We start from the raw sequence: 18,200 nt of genomic DNA, 5'->3' as shown, positions 1-18,200 counted from the left end.
AGCCGCATCTATGCCGGTCCTGCCTGAGCAAAGCACTACTTCTTTGTCAGGCCCTTTCGGAACCAGACATGGAATATGCGGATAATGATGATGATGGAAAGGTTAATGAAGAAGGTCAGGAACCAATGATACTTCCTGTACTCCATTAAATCTGTATACTCTGCAATAAGCCAGGCCATGAGCTGGATGCCGAATGCACTGGCAATGAAATAAGCTGCTTTCAGCAGAAGCCTTTTTTGTTCCGGATAGTTCAGGTTAAACCAAACGGCAATGGCAGGATAAAATAAGTAGTACAGGGTCAAGCTCATCTTTGTCGCATCCGGAAACTCCCTGAACGGAAAAACCATTCTGCCTGACAGGGTTTGTATGTACACATACAGCCAGCCCACAGACTGTGCAAACAGGAAGATCACTTGAGCCTCTCTCCGTTTTTCTTTTGGAACCTTCAGCAGCAGATACACTATTGCAGCTCCCCAAAGAGCAGCAAGGACAATAATTTCACGCATGGCTGTCACCTTTTGAAACCATTCCCTTTTTGTACCATTTTACGTACTGATGGTTAACCATTAGGACTAGCATGACGGAAAAAAAAGTCCAGTGCCATTTCCATTCGTCATATTTGACTAGGTTCGTATAGGCTTCCAATATGACTTCTGCAACGGTAAATACCCCGGAAAAGACAATAGCGTACACCCATTTTACAATCAGGCTTTTCCGTGATGGATAATGGATGCTGAAAAGAATGGCCAGCACGGGAAATAGGAAAAACTCAAATGTAAAGCTTGATTCGTTCACTTTGTTTTCAATGCTGAAAAGCTGCACCGGGTAATGGATCCAGCCCATTTCAACAACAAAAAGGCCTGCAATCCACGTAATGGAGCCAAGGGATAGAAACGGAACCCATGCTTCCCTTGCCCTCTCTTTCGGTACAAACTTTCCTATTAATAGGATGCTGAGCACAATGGCTCCGGCAATAATCCATCTCTCATGTATCATAGCGGCCCTGTCCATTTCTGTTTTTGTTGAATCTTCTTTAACCATCTGTCATTTCAGGAGGATTCTGACATTTCTCCTGTTTTATTACTATTGGTTCATCTTTTGCCAATTATGTGAGAATACAATAGGATGTTGAAATTTTTTATGATAAAGTGAGGATACAAAGGGTATTTACTATTTGATACGGGAGAGAAGTTGATGAAGACTAAGGCTTTGTGCCAATTTTTAAGAGAGCAGTCTGAATCCATGACAGACAAATGGCTCAGTTCAAGAACCGTTGAACCAGTATCTGTTTATTCCATTGATGTACCTGATAAAGTCACAGCAGATCTTCGCGATCAAAATCAGCATTTTATTCACACTCTTATCAATCTGCTTGAGAACCCCGCAGCTGACCGGCTGAGCAGCTGGGCTCAGGAAATCGCTGTAAAACGCGCCGCTTCAGAAACTCCTCTATACCGTACCATTCAGCAATTCAGGCGCTTCAGGCTGATTTTTCTGGAAACGGCCGAAGCCTATATCTTAAGCCATGAAGATGAATTTACCATCCATGACCTTCTGTTTTTCAGCAAACAAGTACACTCAGCCTTTGATCACGCCATTGAACTCTTTACCCGCTATTATCATCAAGTATCAGACGCAAGAATGGAAGCCCATAAAACCATGATTTACAAGCAGACAACGCCCGTTATTCCAATCTCAGATGAAATTGGGGTTTTGCCGATTGTCGGTGATCTTGACATGCACCGCGCAGCAATGATTACAGAAAGTGCCATCTCAAAAGCGGAACAGCTTAACCTGAGCCACATTGTGATCGACCTCTCCGGCGTTTTGGTCATTGACACGATGGTTGCCGGACAGCTTTTTAAAATGATGCAGATGCTGAAGCTGCTCGGAATTCAAGTAACCATTACGGGCATCCGTCCCGAAATCGCTCAAACTTCCATCCAGCTTGGAATTGATTTTGGAGATCTCGCTACATTTGGACAGCTTAAACATGCACTGAGATACCTATATAAGAAATGAGCCCTTTCTAAACTGCAGCCCCATAACTCCACCTGCTAAAGCAGATTCTTCACGCTGTTCCCTTCTCCCGAAAAGTGATAGATTAATAGGAAAGGAGGAGAACCGAATGATTCTTACTGGAATGATCCTTGATACTGAAACGACAGGCCTGTCCCCTGTTAATGATGAAATAATTGAGATTGGCTATATCCTTTTCACTTATGATGATGAGCGGGACCTTTACTTAGATACACTGGAAGAAGGCACTTATCTAAGAGAACCGCTCTCTGCCTCTGCCAGAAAAAACTACCCATTTGCTTTCCGCATTCATTCCATTCCGTTTGAAGACGTGAAAGGCAAGTCGTTTGATGATGACAAAGTAAAAGCGGCCATAAAAAAAGCAGATTTTATCATTGCCCACAATGCTTCGTTTGACAAAAGCTTTACGGTCAAAATGTACCCTGAGCTTTTTTCAAAAAAGTGGTACTGTTCCGCTCGGAACATCCCTTGGAAAACATACGGATACTACAGCGCGAAGCTTATCAGCCTGCTGCACAGCCATAAGCTTGCATCTTCGCAGACTCACCGTGCTCTTGATGATGTCAGACAGCTGAAACAGCTGCTCATGAGTTCCAATTATGAGGGGAAATCCTATTTGAAGGTTGCCCTTTCCTCTGCATCGCCTGTGAAAAAGACGGTTATGTGCCCTCTCTCAGGCGTTAAACAAAAACAGGCAGACGGGACGAGCCCCCAGACTTACATTCCTTCTCTTTCCGCAAAAGACATTCTGTCTCTGCTTAAAGAGGAAGGGAAAGACCGGTATCTTGTCTACACAGAAACAGGCCGCTATATCGGCTTTATCGGCGCAGCAAAAACCAGACAAATAGAAGCCTCTCTTCGTGAAGGTTTGGGGATGAAGGCAGAAGTATCAGAGCTCTCGGTGAATGAAAAAGGAGAGCATCACTGCACCGTATCAGTGACAATTGAACCGGTTAAGAAAAAGCAGACTGCACGGTAATTGGACAGCACATCCCAACGTTGACTCCGCCTGACAGAATCGTGAAAAAAAGGTGGGACAAAACATAAGAGCGTATTCTTACGCTAAATTGATGCCGCCGATGATGATACCGCACGAAAGAGCTTGAATCTTATGCTATCTGACCAACGGCAGCTGATTATACCGTAAAAAAGATATAAAAACCCGACAACAGAAGAGAAAATAGAAAAAGGGTGAATTTGAACGAATCAAATTCACCCTTTTTCTATTTCCCACTCTTTTTACTTATCATTCAGAATGCTCTCTTCAAGTACAGCCGACTTGTCGCCATACACCTTTTCAATATGCTGGAGTCCCCATGCAGACAGCGATTCGAGAACGCCGGTTACGGACCAGCCGTATTCTGTAAGCTCATATTCGACTTTTGGCGGAACCTGATTGTAGATGATCCGCTTGACGATTCCGTCCTCTTCAAGCTCCCTGAGCTGCTGAGTCAGCATTTTCTGGGTAATGCCGGGCATCAGTTTTTTCAATTCGCCTGTCCGCTTTTTACCCCGCATTAAATGGCAGAGAATCACGCATTTCCATTTTCCGCCAATCACTTCAAGAGCAGCTTCTACGGGAATGTTGTACCGCTTTGCTTTCACCTGATCCTGCCTCCGCATTCACTTATTTTTGTCAGCCGGGTAAACAACGCCAATCTGTTTTCTGGCTTCATCCATCACGTTCATCACCGCAATGGAACGGTTATAGGTGTTAATAGACGATTCATAAAGGTCATTTTGAATCAGATCAATGAATTCCTTCATTTCATAGTACATCGTTTCTTCTTTTTGCGGTCGCGTAATATCTTCGATTCTGCCGTCGCGGTAGTGTATTTCCACTTTTCCGATTGTACTGATTCTGTCAATGACGATCGTCCCGTCCTCTCCCTGTATTTCGGAAGGCAGGGCGGAATCAGAAATTTTCGAGTACATCATAACAGCGTCCATGTCCTTGTATTGAAGAAGGATGCTTCCTTCTCCGTCAACGCCTGAATCAAGCATCAGCCCGCTTGCTTTAATTGTCTCCGGCTCACCGAACAGGACAAGGGAAGGATACAGTGCATAGACACCAATGTCCATGAGAGAGCCGTTTGAAAATTCGGGTTTAAATGCATTCAGAACCGTTCCAGAGCGGTATGCGTCGTACCTTGAAGAGTACTGGCAGTAGCTTGCCGTGTATCTTCTGACTGTACCAATCTTATGAAGGTTTTCCTGGATGGCTTTAAAGTTTGGCAGGAAAGTGGATTTCATTGCTTCCATGAGCAGGACGCGGTTTTCTTTTGCAGCCTCAATCATTTTTGTCACTTCTGCTGTGTTGGAAGCGAGCGGCTTTTCACAGAGAACATGTTTTTTATGGTTCATAAATAAAATCGCCTGCTCTGCATGCAGCGAATTTGGACTTGCTATGTAAACGGCATCGATCTCATCGCTTTTTGCCATGTTTTCTAAATCTGTAAATGTTGTCTTCACGTTATATTTAGCAGCAAATTCTTCCGCTTTCTCGCTTGATCTTGAGTAGACGGCTGTAAGCGAAAAATCTTCAACCTGCATAGCGGCCTGAAGCAGGCGGTCTGTAATCCAGTTGGTTCCAATAATTCCAAAGCGTATCAACAGTAGTTCCTCCCAAAAATCAATTTCTGTAATACCTTACCATATACAGGGGCAAACGTCTCAAGTGACGCTTGCTTAAATTAGTTCAACCTCTACAGATTCAATGCCGTGAACGTTTTTTATATCTTCGTACACATCAGACGTATAGCGGTCATTTTTTATCAGCAGGATTAAGTCAACAGTTCTCATTTCCCGGTCAACAACATCCTTGATTTTGACATATTTGATTTTCATATCGTAATCACGGAGAATTTTCAGCACGTCAGATATACTCACGTTTACTGGAACCGTCAATTTTACTTTTAGTTCTTTAAGACGGAGCGTGCGGGGTCCGATTTTTTTTACAAGCGGCGCAATGATTTCAATTGATCCGATCATGAAAACAAGGGCAATCAAAGCCTCCTGATAAAAGCCTGCACCAATGGCAATACCAAGTCCTGCAGCTCCCCAGATCATCGCTGCTGTTGTCAGGCCGCTGATGACATCATTGCTTCTCCGGAGGATTGCACCTGCACCAAGAAAACCTACTCCTGATACAATTTGAGCAGCAAGTCTCAGCGGGTCCATCGGCCGGTTGTAATCATTTGAAAAGGTATAGGCTGCCTCTATTGAAATAACGGTCAATAGACACGAGCTCACTGCGATAATAATGGTGGTCTTAAGTCCGAGAGGCTTTTTCTTAATCTCGCGCTCAAGCCCGATGATAATTCCGACAAGCAAAGATAAAAACAACTTAAGAATCGTATGCTGATGAACGATGATATCCTCCAACTCTGTTCCCCCTTTCTCTTTTTATAGTGTACTCATTTGATGTTTGAAACATTATACCATTCGCAGGCATGTGAATATATGTGATTTTGCAAATAAGACCCTGCATTCTCCTGATGCACGGCAAAAAGACACCCTGCATCGCAGGGTGCCTTGCGTACCGCTTATTCTTCTTCAGCGATTGCTGTTTTTTTGCGTTTAAATTTGCTCATGATTTCATAAACGATCGGCACGATGATGAGAGTAAGAAGCGTTGAACTTGTCAGTCCGCCGATGACCGTTACTCCAAGTCCTTTGGAGATAATGCCGCTTCCGCCTTCAATGCCGATGGCAAGAGGGATGAGCGCTCCGATTGTAGCGATGGCGGTCATCAGAATCGGGCGCAGACGCGTTGTTCCTGCTTCAAGCAGAGCTTCTCTCGTTGAAAGTCCCTCGTGTTCTTTGTGAATGACGCGGTCAATCAGCACAATTGCGTTCGTGACAACAATTCCAATCAGCATAAGCGCTCCAATCATGGAGTTGATGCTGATCGTTTCTCCCGCAATCCAAAGTCCAACAAGAGCTCCGATTACTGTAAACGGAAGAGAGAACAGGATTGCGAACGGTGCAAGTCCTCCTCCAAACGTAATGACAAGCACAAGATAAACAATGGCAACAGCTGCAAGCATCGCCAGTCCAAGCTGAGTAAAGGATTCCTGAATATCTTCTGTTACCCCGCCTGTATCAATATCGACTCCTGAAGGCAATGAGAGTTTATCCACTTCCTTCTGAACCTCACCGGATGCTTTGGCCACATCATCTGTTGTCAGTTCTCCGGAAACCTGAACGTAAATTCGACCGTCGCGGCGTGTCACTGTATCAGAGGTTTTCCCCTCTTCAACTGATACAACATCTCCGATTTTCACTTCCTGGCCAAGCGGGGACGTGATTGTTTTTTCAGTCAGATCGTCCACATTATCAAATGTTTCTTTTTCTGTCTGAAGGTAGACGCTGACTTCTTCTCCGTCTCTTTCAACCTGTGTAAGCACTGGACGTTCTCGCTGCGGCATCAGTTCCATGCCGATTTGTCCAGCAGTCAAACCAAGCTTGCTCAATTCCTCCTGGTTTGCGACAAGTGTAAATTCATCGTATGTCTCAGCAAGGCTTGAGCTCACATTTTTGAAGCTTCCGTTGTCATTCATGACTTTTTCAATTTCTCCGACAGTCGGCTCAATGTCTTTCAGTTCGTTGCCGTACACAAAAAACTGAACTTCATTGCTTCCTGCACTTTGGGTAAAGTCCTGTGCAGCCCATTCGCCCTGATCAGTATCTGCCTGAAGGTCCTCAATGACTTTTTCTTTCTCTTTTTCAAAGTTTTCTGTGTCATCTTCATATTCTATAAAGAAGATTGCACTGTTTGTGTCTCCCGGATTCATCGGGTTTTCGCTTCCCAGAGAGAATTGGACAAGCGAGACATTCTCGCGGTCTAATAGCATGCTTTCGGCTTTTGTAACAAGTTCTTCTACCTGCTCTTCTGTTTCACCAGGGGCTGGCTTATACGTCGCATATACGAGCTTCTGTTCTTCAGAAGGCAGGAAGCTGACACCGATGACAGGTACAAGGAACAAGCTTCCGACAAGCAGCAGAACAGCAAGTATGGATGTGATCCATTTATGATTCAGCGTCCAGTTCAAAATATTTCTGTAGGCAGCTGTCATTTTTCCCGGCTTATGCTCATCATGCTTTTTAGCCGTTTCTCCGTAAAGGCCTTTCTTAAAGAAACTGTGTGCAAGCATCGGGACGATTGTGACTGCTACAACAAGAGATGCGAGCAGCGCAAAAACGATTGTTAATGCAAATGGAAGGAACAATTCTCCAATCACTCCATTGACAAGTGCAAGCGGAAGGAAGACCGCAATTGTTACGATTGTCGATGACATGATCGGCACAAACATTTCTTTGGTTGCTTCTCTTACCAGCGCCATGCCTCTAAGCTTTTCGCCCTGAAGTGACATTCTGCGGTAAATGTTTTCAATGACTACAATGGAGTCATCGACGACACGTCCGATGGCAACCGTCATTGCTCCAAGAGTCATAATGTTTAAGGTAATGTCCATTTGCTTCAGTAAAAGGACCGCAATCAATAATGAAAGAGGAATGGATACAACTGAAATGAGTGTTGATTTAATATCCCTCAGGAACAAAAGAATGATAATGATGGCAAACAACGCGCCAAAGGCCGCTTTGCTCAGCATCGTGCTTACAGATTCTTCAATAGGCTCTGCCTGGTCCAGCGTCATCTGCACATCAAGGTTTTTGTATTCTTTTTCGTAAGCATCAAGCTCTTTTTTTACAGCATTTGCAACATCAACTGTATTCGCATCGGCAGATTTTACAACCTGCAGACCGATTGCTTCCTTGCCGTTTGTGCGTGAAATGGATTCAGCCTGCCCGACGGACTTGATATCTGCAATCTCTGACAGTTTTACTGTCGGAAGCTCTGCTGCCTGAGGGGCCTGTGCTCCGGGAGCTGTCTGCGTCTGTCCTGCAGGAGGCGCTCCTTCTGTTCCTCCAGGCTGCGCACCTGGATTCTGTCCGGCACCGGGAGCTCCTTCCGCTCCTCCAGGCTGCGCGCCTGGATTCTGTCCAGCACCAGGTGTTCCCTGCTCCATGCCCGATCCTGCTCCATTAGGCACAACAGGAATTTCAAGATTTTTCAGATCATCCATGGACAAGATATTTCCATCAACAACAACAGACTGCTCTTTCTCGCCGAACGTATAAAGTCCAAGAGGGAAGTTTACATCTGCGCCCTTGATGATATTCTGTACCGTCTCCTGATCCAAGCCGTATTCTTCAAGTTTATCTTCTTTAAACGTAAACTGTACCTCTTCTACCTGCTGGCCGGATACCTGAACGGAAGAAACTCCATCAAGGCCTTTTAATGCCGGAACGATGTCATCCTCTGTAAGTTTGGTTAATTCACTGAGAGACTGACCGTCCTCTGAAATGCTTAATGCTAAAATAGGAAAAGCGTTAATGCTCAGTCTTGAAATATCCGAATCATTGACTCCGTCAGGAAAAGACAAGTCTGCTACCGTGCTTTTCACTTCTTCTTCAGCTTCGCCCATATCTTTTTCAAAATCATATTCGATTTGAATGGAAGAGGCGTTCTGGAAGGATGTAGAGCTCACTACATTCACCCCGCCAAGATTCTGAACAGCCTGTTCAATAGGTTCGGTTACTTTTTCGGCGACCTCTTCCGGAGTAGCTCCAGGGTAAACCGTAGTAACTGTCACGATAGGGGTTGTGATATTCGGAATGGTCTCAAGCTTCATGTTCAAGCCCGAATAGAGCCCCGCCGCTGTCACAATAATCGTCAGCAGCCATACAGCAAATTTGTTCTTAAGGACAAAATTAATAATGGAATTCATGTGATCCTCCGCAGGTGAAATTTTTTTTAAGAAAAGCGCAATTACTAGCCAAGTTCCAGGAGACAAACAGGAAATTTGCTTAAGATTCCCGTTTGCGGTTCAGCCATTCCGCATTTTCATTGACTGACTGGTCATAATAATTAATAATATAAATGACCAGTCGTTTACAGTCAAATATAATTAGCTTGTTCCAGTATGAATTTTATGTAAATGTGAACATTCAGTCATAAATCTGCTGTCCATCAGGAACATTATGATGAGTGCAAAACGAGGCGGCAAATGCACGTGTAAGGAGAATCAGCGAATGAAGGAAAAAGAAAAACGGATCATTGAAGCGGCGATGAGCCTTTTTGCAAAAAAAGGGGTCACTTCAACGTCCATTCAGGATATCGTCAATGAATGCGGGATTTCTAAAGGTGCTTTTTACCTTTATTTCAAATCAAAGGATGCTCTTTTGCTTGAGACATTCAAATATCATTTCGAACTTATCCATACGAAGATGCAGTCTGTCCGGGAAGAGGAACTCGAGCCCCGTGAACTTCTAATCAGGCAGCTATCCTGCCAGTTCAGTGAAATTAATAAACATAAAGATTTCATCATCATGCAGATGCGTGAAAATGCCGTGCCGAACAACCCTGCCGTTGCAGCCTTTCTCCAAAAAATGAATGCCGAAGCGAGCCTTCTTGTCAAAAATTCTCTCTCCTCTATTTACGGAGAAGAGATTCATTCTTTTATCTGGGATCTTACGGCCATTCTTCAGGGAATGATTCATTCATATTTGAAGTACATCATTCTTGATCAGACAGAGCTTGATTTTGACGCACTTTCTGTCTTTATCGTGAACCGGATCGATGATGTAGTGTCAGGCCTGATCCGCTCAAATGAAAAGCCGATCCTAACAGGCGAAGTGCTGACCAAGTTTTCACCATGTTCCGGCATCAGCCTTGATGATCTTCTTGAAGCTATTTCCCGCCATAAAGAAAAAGTGTCGGGAGACCTGCTTGTGACACTCGAGGTTCTCGAGTCTGAACTGCAGGAACCGCAGCCAAGAACAGCAGTCATTCAGGGAATGCTTGCCAACTTCAGCCGGGATTCGGCTTTATCTGATTTAAAGGACAGCATTGCTCATTATTTCAAATTAGAATAGAAAAAAGAGAGGTCCCTTTCGTTCGGGAGATCTCTCTTTTTCTATGAGGCTAACGGAATCAGTTTCTTTTTATAGAGGGCAGCGATAACGTTCATCAATGCCGCGGGGATTCTTTTAGGAAAATAGGCTTTCCTGTAATATTTATGAAAAGCTGTTTTCAGATCGTTCCACTGTGTACAATGTTTCGTCTGCCGAAACCTTGCTACATCAATCATCATGATTCGCCCTTCCGATGTAATAAAGATGTTGCGAAGGTGAATATCCGAAGGGTTCAATCCTCTCATTTTAGCGGATAACAGCGCACTGTCCACTTCCGCAATGTGTTCGTCTGTAATGGAAATTCCGCTGCTGACACATTCAAACAGGGTGCTGCCTTCAATGTAATCGATGACCAGAAAGTTATCACCTGCTTCATACAAAGAAGGATAATACTTAATCCCCTTAAGGGTCCTGTAAATGTCAGCTTCCTCTTTTGCGACATGTGTAAAATCAGGAAAGAACACTTTTAACGCTTTTTCTTCGCCGCTGAGCTTAAAGACGAATGCACTCCTGCCTGCTCCAATGAACGTCAGGGACGGATTGTGGCCCAAAAGCCTTGCCTTCGTTCCTCTGCCGCCTATTTTCACGCTGTCAGCGAGCTTGCTCCAGACTGTCATAGGAAAACCTCCATTCGTTTTAAACGTCTTTTACTATTACGAGCCAAGCTGCTCGATCTGATCCAGAATCTGTTTCATTTCATTTATATTTTTCATCATCTCTGAGTCTTCCAGCATCTGTAGGGTGTATTCTCCATTCTCCAGCTGCTTAAGAGCCGAATCAATGCCGCTTTCGAGCGATTCACTGTACGTTATGAGCTGACTATGGGCATCCTGAGCTGCACCAGGTGCCTCAATCTCTTTAAAGGCTTGAATTTCTTCTTTCATCGTAAGCAGGCTTTGCTCTAATTCCGCTCTTGCCTGCCCGCTACCGGCAGCTTTTTCCGCAAGAGCAGGCGCTTCCTCAGCAAATGCCGCTGCTTTGTTCATATAATCTTTTGCATCATTGGCATATTCAAGTGTCGAATTAACCTCCTGCAGAAAAGAACATCCGCTAAGAAACACGATGGTTAAAACAGCAATTAGTTTCATCATCCATTTCAATTAAACCGCTCCCTTCCATTATCCACCTGCTATTCCCTCTGTAATATGCAAAAAGACGCTGCGGCCAATGAATTGGCCGCAGCGTCTTTTTTTGAAAGAGACTTCACCAATAAATCGGCAAAGGTCTCGCTAACAGCGGATTGCTGCCAGCAAAGCCGGGGAAACGGTCCCGTAATGACGACTTTGCTGTTAAAGCTACTCCCCTTTAAGGAATAGATATGATGTTATTTCTATTATACCCCGGTTGATGTGCAACGGTCAATTACAGCGCCCCGGGTTACACCGTCATTTTTTCACCCATGACAAAATAAAAACCTGAAGACCGGATGTCACTTGCTACACTGTGAAGTCCTTCTTCCTCAAGCTTTGTACAAAGTTGCTCAGGATTCTGAAGACTGAAAGCAAGCATTTCTTCTTTGCCGAGCCCTGATATCCGCACATCATCAAGCAGATGCATAAATTCCTCATCAGCAAACACATTAATTCCAACCTCATAAGCAACGGCTCCAGTGTCAGTGCCGTCAAGATTGATTTCTTCTGATTTTAAATACCAGAAATCGTAATAGATAATGTCAGACATAATCGCATTCCTCCATGAATTGTTGGTGAATGCATTGTACCAGAAAAATGGCCGGCGTGTAAAAAAACGGGCGCCCATTCATTCAGCGCCCGTTTCAGGATTATTCTTTTGCGTCCTTCTTGAGGATTCCCACCATAACCGCCGTGATGACGGCTCCTGTTAAAATAGCCGCGATGTAAAGCAATGGATTTCCGTCAACAATCGGAATAACAAATGCTCCTCCGTGCGGGGCACGAAGTCCGATGCCAAAGATCATTGTCAGTGCTCCTGCAGCAGCCGAACCAATGACAGCTGCCGGAATGACTCTGGCAGGATCTGATGCTGCAAACGGAATCGCTCCTTCTGTAATAAAGGTTGCTCCCATCACATAATTTGTTTTCCCTGCTTCTCTTTCAGCTTTTGTAAACTTCTTTTTAAAGAATGTCGTAGAAAGGGCAAGCCCAAGCGGAGGCACCATTCCCCCTGCCATAATAGCGGCATGAGGAGCAAAGTTGCCGGCATCGATCATGGCGATTCCAAAGGTGAAGGCCGCTTTGTTGATTGGGCCTCCCATATCTACTGCCATCATGCCTCCAAGAATCAGTCCAAGCAATACGAGGTTGCCTGTTCCCATGCCTTTCAGCCAGACAGTCAGCCCGTCATTAATGGCCTTGACCGGCTCAACGACAACAAACATCATAATCAGTCCGGTCAAAAGGATGCCAAACAGCGGATACAGCAGCACCGGTTTAATTCCTTCAAGTGAACCCGGCAGACCGCTGAACGCCTTTTTAAGTCCGACAACAAGATAACCTGCAAGAAATCCGGCAATCAAGCCTCCAAGGAACCCGGCTCCGCCAGTTGCCGCCATCAGCCCGCCGACCATACCTGGTGCAAATCCCGGCCTGTCGGCAATACTCATCGCGATGAATCCTGCAAGAACAGGAATCATGAGATAAAAGGCGTTGCCTCCGCCAATCGTGCTGAGCGCTTCTGCAATCGGATGATAAGAAGGATCATCCGGATTGGCAGCGTTGATTCCAAAGACGAATGACAGGGCAATTAAGATCCCGCCTCCGACTACAAACGGCAGCATGTTGGACACACCGCTCATTAAATGCTTGTAAAAACCGGATCTTCCGGACTTGCCTTCTGCAGATTTTTTGGGTTCTCCGCTTGCTTTATAGATTGGAGCATCCTGGTCAAGAGCTTTTTGAATGAGCTCCTGCGGCTTGCGGATACCTTGTGCGACAGGAACCTGTATCACATGCTTGCCTGCAAACCGGTCCATCTCCACCTGCTTGTCGGCAGCGACAATAATGGCTGCAGCTTCTGCAATGTCTTCCTCTGTCAGCGCATTTTTAATGCCGCCTGAACCGTTTGTCTCCACTTTGATGGGGACATTCATTTCTTTTGCTTTCGCTTTGAGGGCATCAGCTGCCATGTACGTGTGGGCAATTCCTGTAGGACAGGCAGTGACGGCAAGAATCATTTTACCTGAAGCAGCCGGTTCTGAAGCCTCCTCCTCTTCCATTTCCTTTTCTTTTTCGTTTATTGCGTTCAAAATCTCATCTGCTGTTCCGGCATTCTCAAGCTTCTTTTTAAAAGCAGGATCCATCAGAAAGCCGGACAGTCTGGAAAGCGTTTGCAAATGCTCGTTATTTGCGCCCTCAGAAGCAGCAATCATAAAGAACAAATGGGCAGGCTGACCGTCGAGAGATTCATAGTCTGCTCCCTGCCTGGACCGGCCAAAGGCAATAGCAGGTTCTGCCACTGCATTCGTCTTGGCGTGAGGAATGGCAATCCCTTCGCCGATTCCTGTTGTACTTTGTTCCTCTCTGGCCAGAATTGCTTTTTTATACCCTTCTTTATCTTTAAGCTTTCCGGATTTGTGAAGAATCTCAATTAATTCATCTATCACTGCCGGTTTAGTGCTGGCGCGCAAATCCAGAATGATTGTATCCCGCGTCAATAAATCCGTAATTTTCATTATTTCTTCCCCTTTCCCTCTTTAAATCTCTTCAACTGTTATCTCTTTAATGAGCTCCTGGACGAGTTCTTTTTGTGCAAGATCCTCTGAAAAGGCAGTTGCGCTGCCCGCTGCAACCCCCTGACGGAATGATTTTTTCACATCGCCGTGCATCGTATATCCTGCGAGAAATCCGGCTACAACTGAGTCTCCCGCTCCTACTGAATTCCTGATCTCTCCAGCTGGAACATTTGCAATAAACGCCGATTCCTGATTGATAAATACAGCACCGTCTCCCGCCATGGATACAATGACATTCTGGACACCCTCATCAAGAAGCTTTCGTCCGTACACTACAGCCTCATCTGCACTGCGTATGTCTGTGCCGAACAATTCTCCAAGCTCATGATGATTCGGCTTAATCAGAAACGGTTTCATGCTGAACGTGTTCTTTAATGCATTGCCGAAGGCATCGATCACCGTTTTCACACCTGCATCCCGGGCAATTTGGGCTGCCTCTCTGTAAAAATCTTCTCCGAGACTTTTTGGTATGCTGCCTGCAAGGACTAGAATGTCACCCTCCTGCAAGGCAGATATTTTCTTCAGCAGCTGCTGCTTCTGGGTTTCCCGGATTTCCGGACCCTGCCCGTTTATTTCCGTTTCAGTGCTGGATTTGAGTTTAATATTTATCCGTGAATAACCATCTGCAGGGATAAAATGGCTTGTGATTTGTTCTTCAGCCAGAAAATCCTCTATAAAGCTGCCGGTAAATCCTGCGGTAAAGCCGATAGCCTTGCTGTCTGCCCCAAGGCGCTTTAAAACTCTTGACACGTTGATGCCTTTTCCGCCCGGAAACATATTCTCGTTTTTTGTGCGGTTAATTTGACCTTCCTTAAAATCATCGACCCCTATCACGTAATCGATGGAGGGATTCAGCGTACATGTATAAATCATGGTGCCACAACCTTTATCACTGTTTTTTCCATATATTCATAAGCGGCATCTTCTTCAAGTTCATTAGTGAGAATGACAGCCTCACTGAGGTCTGCAATTTTTGCAAAAGACCATTCATTGAACTTCGACTCATCTGCCAGTACATATGCCTCCTGAGACAGAGAAACAGCAAGCCTCTTCATTGCCGCTTCTTCCGGGTCTGGAGTCGTAAACCCCGCTTCGGCGTGAATGCCGTTCACGCCCATGAAACATTTATCAAAACGGTACGAACTTAACCCTTTCTGAGCTTCACTGCCAATCAATGCCCTTGTCTTAGGCTTAACCATTCCTCCTGTCAAGAAAGTCGGAATGCCCTGTTCAAGCAGCGGTTCGAGATGGGTAACGCCATTTGTCACAACCGTTATCTCTTTACCCTTCAGGTAGGGGATCATCTGCATCGTCGTCGTTCCCGCGTCTATATAAATACTGTCGCCGTTCTTCACAATCGCCGCGGCTGCTTTGGCAATCCGCTCTTTTTCTTCCGAATGTCTCAGGGCCTTTTCGCTTACACTGAGTTCTTCGCCCTTTTGATGGAGGAGAGATGCCCCCCCATGGACACGCTTAAGCTTTTTTTCCTTCTGCAGCTGGCTTAAATCTCTTCTGATGGTTGATTCTGATGAATCCGTTGCATCTACCAGCTCCTGTATAGTCGCTACTTGCTTTTCCTGCAAAACCGACAGGATCAAGCGGTGCCGTTCTTGTGTAATCATAGCGCCCCTCCGTCTGTTTCAACTTTATGACCTAATAGTAACGTAAGCCCTTTCAAAAATCAATCAAAAACATCCAAAAACAATCAAAAATGTTCATACAACTCATAAACGCAGTCAAAATCAATCAAAAAAAACTGTCCGATCTCTCAGACAGTTCCGTTTAATCCTATATTTTGAAGCTTCAGCTGCTGCACAGCAAACTCTCTGTACATCGCATGCGATTCGAGCAATTGTTCATGTGTTCCATAACCCGTGACTTTTCCTTTGTCCAAAAAGATGATTTTATCAGCATCGATGACCGTTGACAGTCTGTGGGCAATAACGAGCGTTGTTCTGCCCTTCATCAAATTGCCGAGTGCTTTTTGAACGACAATTTCTGAGTGGCTGTCAAGGCTTGATGTTGCTTCGTCAAGGAGCAGCAGCTTCGGATCGCGCAGCAGCGCTCTTGCAATTCCGATCCGCTGCCGCTGTCCTCCGGAGAGCTTGACGCCTCTTTCTCCGACCTGTGTATGATACCCCTCTGGAAATTCTTCAATAAATTGGTGGGCATACGCCATTTCAGCAGCCCGGACAATCTCATCGTCTTTCGGCTCCCGGGTTAATCCGTAGCAAATATTTTCTTTGACAGTCCCAGATGTGATGGGACTCTCCTGCGGAACATACCCGATTTGCTCTCTCCATGACTGAAGGGAAAACTCTTCAATTCCATCTTCACCAAGCAAGATTGCTCCGCCGGTTGGCTTGTAGTAGCGTTCCATCAATGAAAATAACGTTGTTTTGCCGCTTCCGCTCGGACCTACAATGGCAGTCGTTTTACCCGGTTCAATTTCCATCGCCACTTTGGTTAGTATCGGGTCATTTTTATAGGCAAAATCAACCTCATGAAAGATGATCGGTTTTGCAATGCTCTTTACTTCTTTTCCGGCAGATAAGCTTTCTTCTTCTTCCCCAAGGATCTCAATTATGCGCTCTGAGGCTCCCATTGCTTTTTGAAGCTGAGTAAAAAACGCCGTAAACTGGGTCATCGGGATGACGATCTGAAACAAGTAGAGAATAAATGCGACGAGATCGCCAGATGAGATGGCGCCGGACTGCACTCTTAGTCCGCCGTATCCAAGGATGATGACTAATAGCGACATAATGACAAAAGAGATCAGCGGTCCGATCAGTGCATGAATCTTTGCTTCCGAAAGGCCAAAGGAAAACAAGCGGAAAGCCCCCTCTTTACCTGATTCATATTCTTTTTTTTCAGCGTTCGATGATTTCACGAGGCGTACATGGGACAGCACTTCACTCAATAAAGAAGTAAACCGTGCTGTTTCATCCTGAAGTCCTTTTGAAACCTTGTACATTCTTCTTCCAAGAGGAAGCAGAATCATGATTGAAAGAGGAATCAGGGCAAGCATAATCAGCGTCATCTGCCAGTCTAGGTAAAGCAGAATTCCGAACGAGCCGATTATGGCGATGATGCCTGTAAAAAAATTGGTGATGTGATCAGTGATCAGCCCTTTTAAAATGGCTGTATCATTTGTCATCCGGCTGATCATTTCACCTGTCTTGTGATGATCGTAAAATGAAACCGGAAGATGAATATGCTTCTTCCATAAACGTTCTCTAAGCTTGGCAACCACATGCTGCCCGACATAATTCAAAAGATAAATGGAAATTCCGCTCGTAACCGCCTGTGCGACAAAGGCTGATAATAAGAGCACTATATGGAAGGCTCCAATGCTCTCAAAACTAAAATCGTCAATAAGATTTTTTGTGAAAAGCGGAATAACAAGACCTGCAAGCGTGGAAATGACGCTTAGAATGCCTGCAGCAGCCAATCTCGCTTTAGACGGTTTAGTGTCGCGTATCAGTTCATAAAAAAGCCGCAGTCTGTCTCCGTATCCTTGTTCTTTCATTGTTTTTTCCCCCATCATGCATACTCATCATCTATTATACAGATATCTCCAGAAAAGAATAAATACAAGCCCTCTGCCTACCTGCATGTATTCCATAAATAAGGAAATGATAGTACTCAAGAATAACTAACCAAGAAAGCAGCGTAAAAGATGGAAAATTTCACTGGATCCAATCAGCACAGGCGGTATAAAGCTCATTTGAGCATGTTTGGGACAACTCAATTCCACTTAAGAAACCCATACATTATTGCATGGTGGTCCGCGGCATTTCCCGGATTCGGCCATCTCCTTCTGTCCAAATATTTCAGGGGACTGCTCCTTTTCGTATGGGAAGTCTTTATTAATATGCAATCTCATTTGAACATCGCAATGGTTTATTCGTTCTGCGGAGAAATTGATAAAGCGCGCGAAGCCCTTGATTACCGGTGGACCCTCTTATATATTCCCGTCTACATATTCGCCATCTGGGACAGCTACCGCACAACGGTCGATTCCAACCGGGTCTATCTGCTTGCCGAACGTGAAAACGCACCCTTTAACACCTTTACAATCGGAGCCATGGAAATCAACTATTTAGACAAGCGCAATCCCCGGATGGCTGTCGTCTGGTCCTTTCTGATGCCTGGAACCGGTCAGCTGTATATTCACCGCCTTATTACCGGATTTTTCGCCCTGATCTGGACGGTTGTTTTCGTTTATTATTCCAAGTGTCTTCTCGCTGTTCATTTTCTGTTTTTGGGAGAGATTGAGCAGGCAACGAACATTCTGAACCCATCATGGCTGATGTTTGTACCTTCAGTATACGGATTCGCTGTTTATGACTCATACATCAATACAGTCGAGAACAACAAGCTGTTTATAGATGAACAAAGAAATTTTTTGATGACTAATTACCAGAAATACCGGGTCAGCTTTCCTGACAGAGTTTGAGGGGTGATTTCC

General features: G+C 45.0%; 17 protein-coding genes. 4 read left to right on the top strand and 13 right to left on the bottom strand.

All coding sequences use genetic code 11. The features are described 5' to 3' along the window. Window positions 1-35 precede the first annotated feature (35 nt). Together RKD52_RS04645 and RKD52_RS04640 are read right to left on the bottom strand one after the other, a co-directional pair. Complete coding sequence (locus RKD52_RS04645; RefSeq protein WP_454098850.1) at window positions 36-506, bottom strand: CBO0543 family protein; 471 nt, start codon at window positions 504-506, stop codon at window positions 36-38. Beyond that, window positions 499-1,041, bottom strand: a complete 543-nt coding sequence (locus RKD52_RS04640; protein ID WP_454098849.1) for a CBO0543 family protein — start codon at window positions 1,039-1,041, stop codon at window positions 499-501. The genes RKD52_RS04645 and RKD52_RS04640 overlap by 8 nt, the downstream gene beginning before the upstream one ends. A gap of 153 nt (window positions 1,042-1,194) precedes the next feature. On the opposite strand from RKD52_RS04640, the gene RKD52_RS04635 reads away from it, so the two are divergent. Then, window positions 1,195-2,022, top strand: coding sequence for an STAS domain-containing protein (locus RKD52_RS04635; protein WP_454098848.1), 828 nt, complete (start codon window positions 1,195-1,197; stop codon window positions 2,020-2,022). A gap of 106 nt (window positions 2,023-2,128) precedes the next feature. Next, entirely contained in the window at window positions 2,129-3,019 is an 891-nt protein-coding gene (locus RKD52_RS04630; protein ID WP_454098847.1) for an exonuclease domain-containing protein, read from the top strand. Between the two features lie 260 nt (window positions 3,020-3,279). Here the strand turns inward: RKD52_RS04630 and RKD52_RS04625 are convergent, their stop codons facing one another. The 4 genes from RKD52_RS04625 to RKD52_RS04610 form a co-directional block, all read right to left on the bottom strand. Then, window positions 3,280-3,645: a winged helix-turn-helix transcriptional regulator gene (locus RKD52_RS04625; protein WP_369734137.1), complete on the bottom strand. Its 366-nt coding sequence runs from the start codon at window positions 3,643-3,645 to the stop codon at window positions 3,280-3,282. Window positions 3,646-3,663: 18 nt separating this feature from the next. After that, window positions 3,664-4,653, bottom strand: a complete 990-nt coding sequence (locus RKD52_RS04620; RefSeq protein WP_454098846.1) for a Gfo/Idh/MocA family protein — start codon at window positions 4,651-4,653, stop codon at window positions 3,664-3,666. A 75-nt stretch (window positions 4,654-4,728) separates the two neighbouring features. Next, complete coding sequence (locus RKD52_RS04615) at window positions 4,729-5,415, bottom strand: MgtC/SapB family protein (protein WP_454101141.1); 687 nt, start codon at window positions 5,413-5,415, stop codon at window positions 4,729-4,731. Between the two features lie 170 nt (window positions 5,416-5,585). Continuing rightward, window positions 5,586-8,834 (bottom strand): efflux RND transporter permease subunit, encoded by a 3,249-nt coding sequence (locus tag RKD52_RS04610; RefSeq protein ID WP_454098845.1) that lies wholly within the window; start codon window positions 8,832-8,834, stop codon window positions 5,586-5,588. Between the two features lie 304 nt (window positions 8,835-9,138). Here RKD52_RS04610 and RKD52_RS04605 point away from each other — a divergent pair, with 304 nt between their 5' ends. Continuing rightward, the gene (locus RKD52_RS04605; protein WP_454098844.1) at window positions 9,139-9,981 is read left to right on the top strand and encodes a TetR/AcrR family transcriptional regulator; all 843 of its coding nucleotides are present in this window, start codon (window positions 9,139-9,141) and stop codon (window positions 9,979-9,981) included. A 41-nt stretch (window positions 9,982-10,022) separates the two neighbouring features. On the opposite strand, the gene RKD52_RS04600 is transcribed toward RKD52_RS04605, so the two are convergent. From RKD52_RS04600 to RKD52_RS04570, 7 genes are all read right to left on the bottom strand, one after another. After that, window positions 10,023-10,637 carry a protein kinase family protein gene (locus RKD52_RS04600; protein WP_454098843.1) on the bottom strand — a complete coding sequence of 205 codons (615 nt, stop codon included), beginning with the start codon at window positions 10,635-10,637 and terminating at the stop codon, window positions 10,023-10,025. A gap of 36 nt (window positions 10,638-10,673) precedes the next feature. Further along, window positions 10,674-11,111, bottom strand: a complete 438-nt coding sequence (locus RKD52_RS04595) for a DUF6376 family protein (protein ID WP_454101140.1) — start codon at window positions 11,109-11,111, stop codon at window positions 10,674-10,676. A 286-nt stretch (window positions 11,112-11,397) separates the two neighbouring features. Further along, window positions 11,398-11,700 carry a hypothetical protein gene (locus tag RKD52_RS04590; protein ID WP_454098842.1) on the bottom strand — a complete coding sequence of 101 codons (303 nt, stop codon included), beginning with the start codon at window positions 11,698-11,700 and terminating at the stop codon, window positions 11,398-11,400. A 100-nt stretch (window positions 11,701-11,800) separates the two neighbouring features. Then, window positions 11,801-13,669, bottom strand: coding sequence for a PTS fructose transporter subunit IIABC (locus tag RKD52_RS04585; RefSeq protein WP_454098841.1), 1,869 nt, complete (start codon window positions 13,667-13,669; stop codon window positions 11,801-11,803). Window positions 13,670-13,690: 21 nt separating this feature from the next. After that, on the bottom strand, window positions 13,691-14,602 hold the full coding sequence (gene pfkB / locus RKD52_RS04580; protein WP_454098840.1) for a 1-phosphofructokinase: 912 nt from the start codon (window positions 14,600-14,602) through the stop codon (window positions 13,691-13,693). After that, window positions 14,599-15,351 (bottom strand): DeoR/GlpR family DNA-binding transcription regulator, encoded by a 753-nt coding sequence (locus RKD52_RS04575; protein ID WP_369734146.1) that lies wholly within the window; start codon window positions 15,349-15,351, stop codon window positions 14,599-14,601. The genes pfkB and RKD52_RS04575 overlap by 4 nt, the downstream gene beginning before the upstream one ends. A 146-nt stretch (window positions 15,352-15,497) precedes the next feature. Then, complete coding sequence (locus RKD52_RS04570; RefSeq protein ID WP_454098839.1) at window positions 15,498-17,258, bottom strand: ABC transporter ATP-binding protein; 1,761 nt, start codon at window positions 17,256-17,258, stop codon at window positions 15,498-15,500. Window positions 17,259-17,408: 150 nt separating this feature from the next. On the opposite strand from RKD52_RS04570, the gene RKD52_RS04565 reads away from it, so the two are divergent. Beyond that, window positions 17,409-18,188: a hypothetical protein gene (locus RKD52_RS04565; protein WP_029283936.1), complete on the top strand. Its 780-nt coding sequence runs from the start codon at window positions 17,409-17,411 to the stop codon at window positions 18,186-18,188. Window positions 18,189-18,200 lie beyond the last annotated feature (12 nt).

It is taken from the genome of Metabacillus sp. SLBN-84, assembly GCF_053629595.1.
Note: the sequence above shows the minus strand (reverse complement) of the source record. Positions and strands in the feature narration are given on the sequence as shown.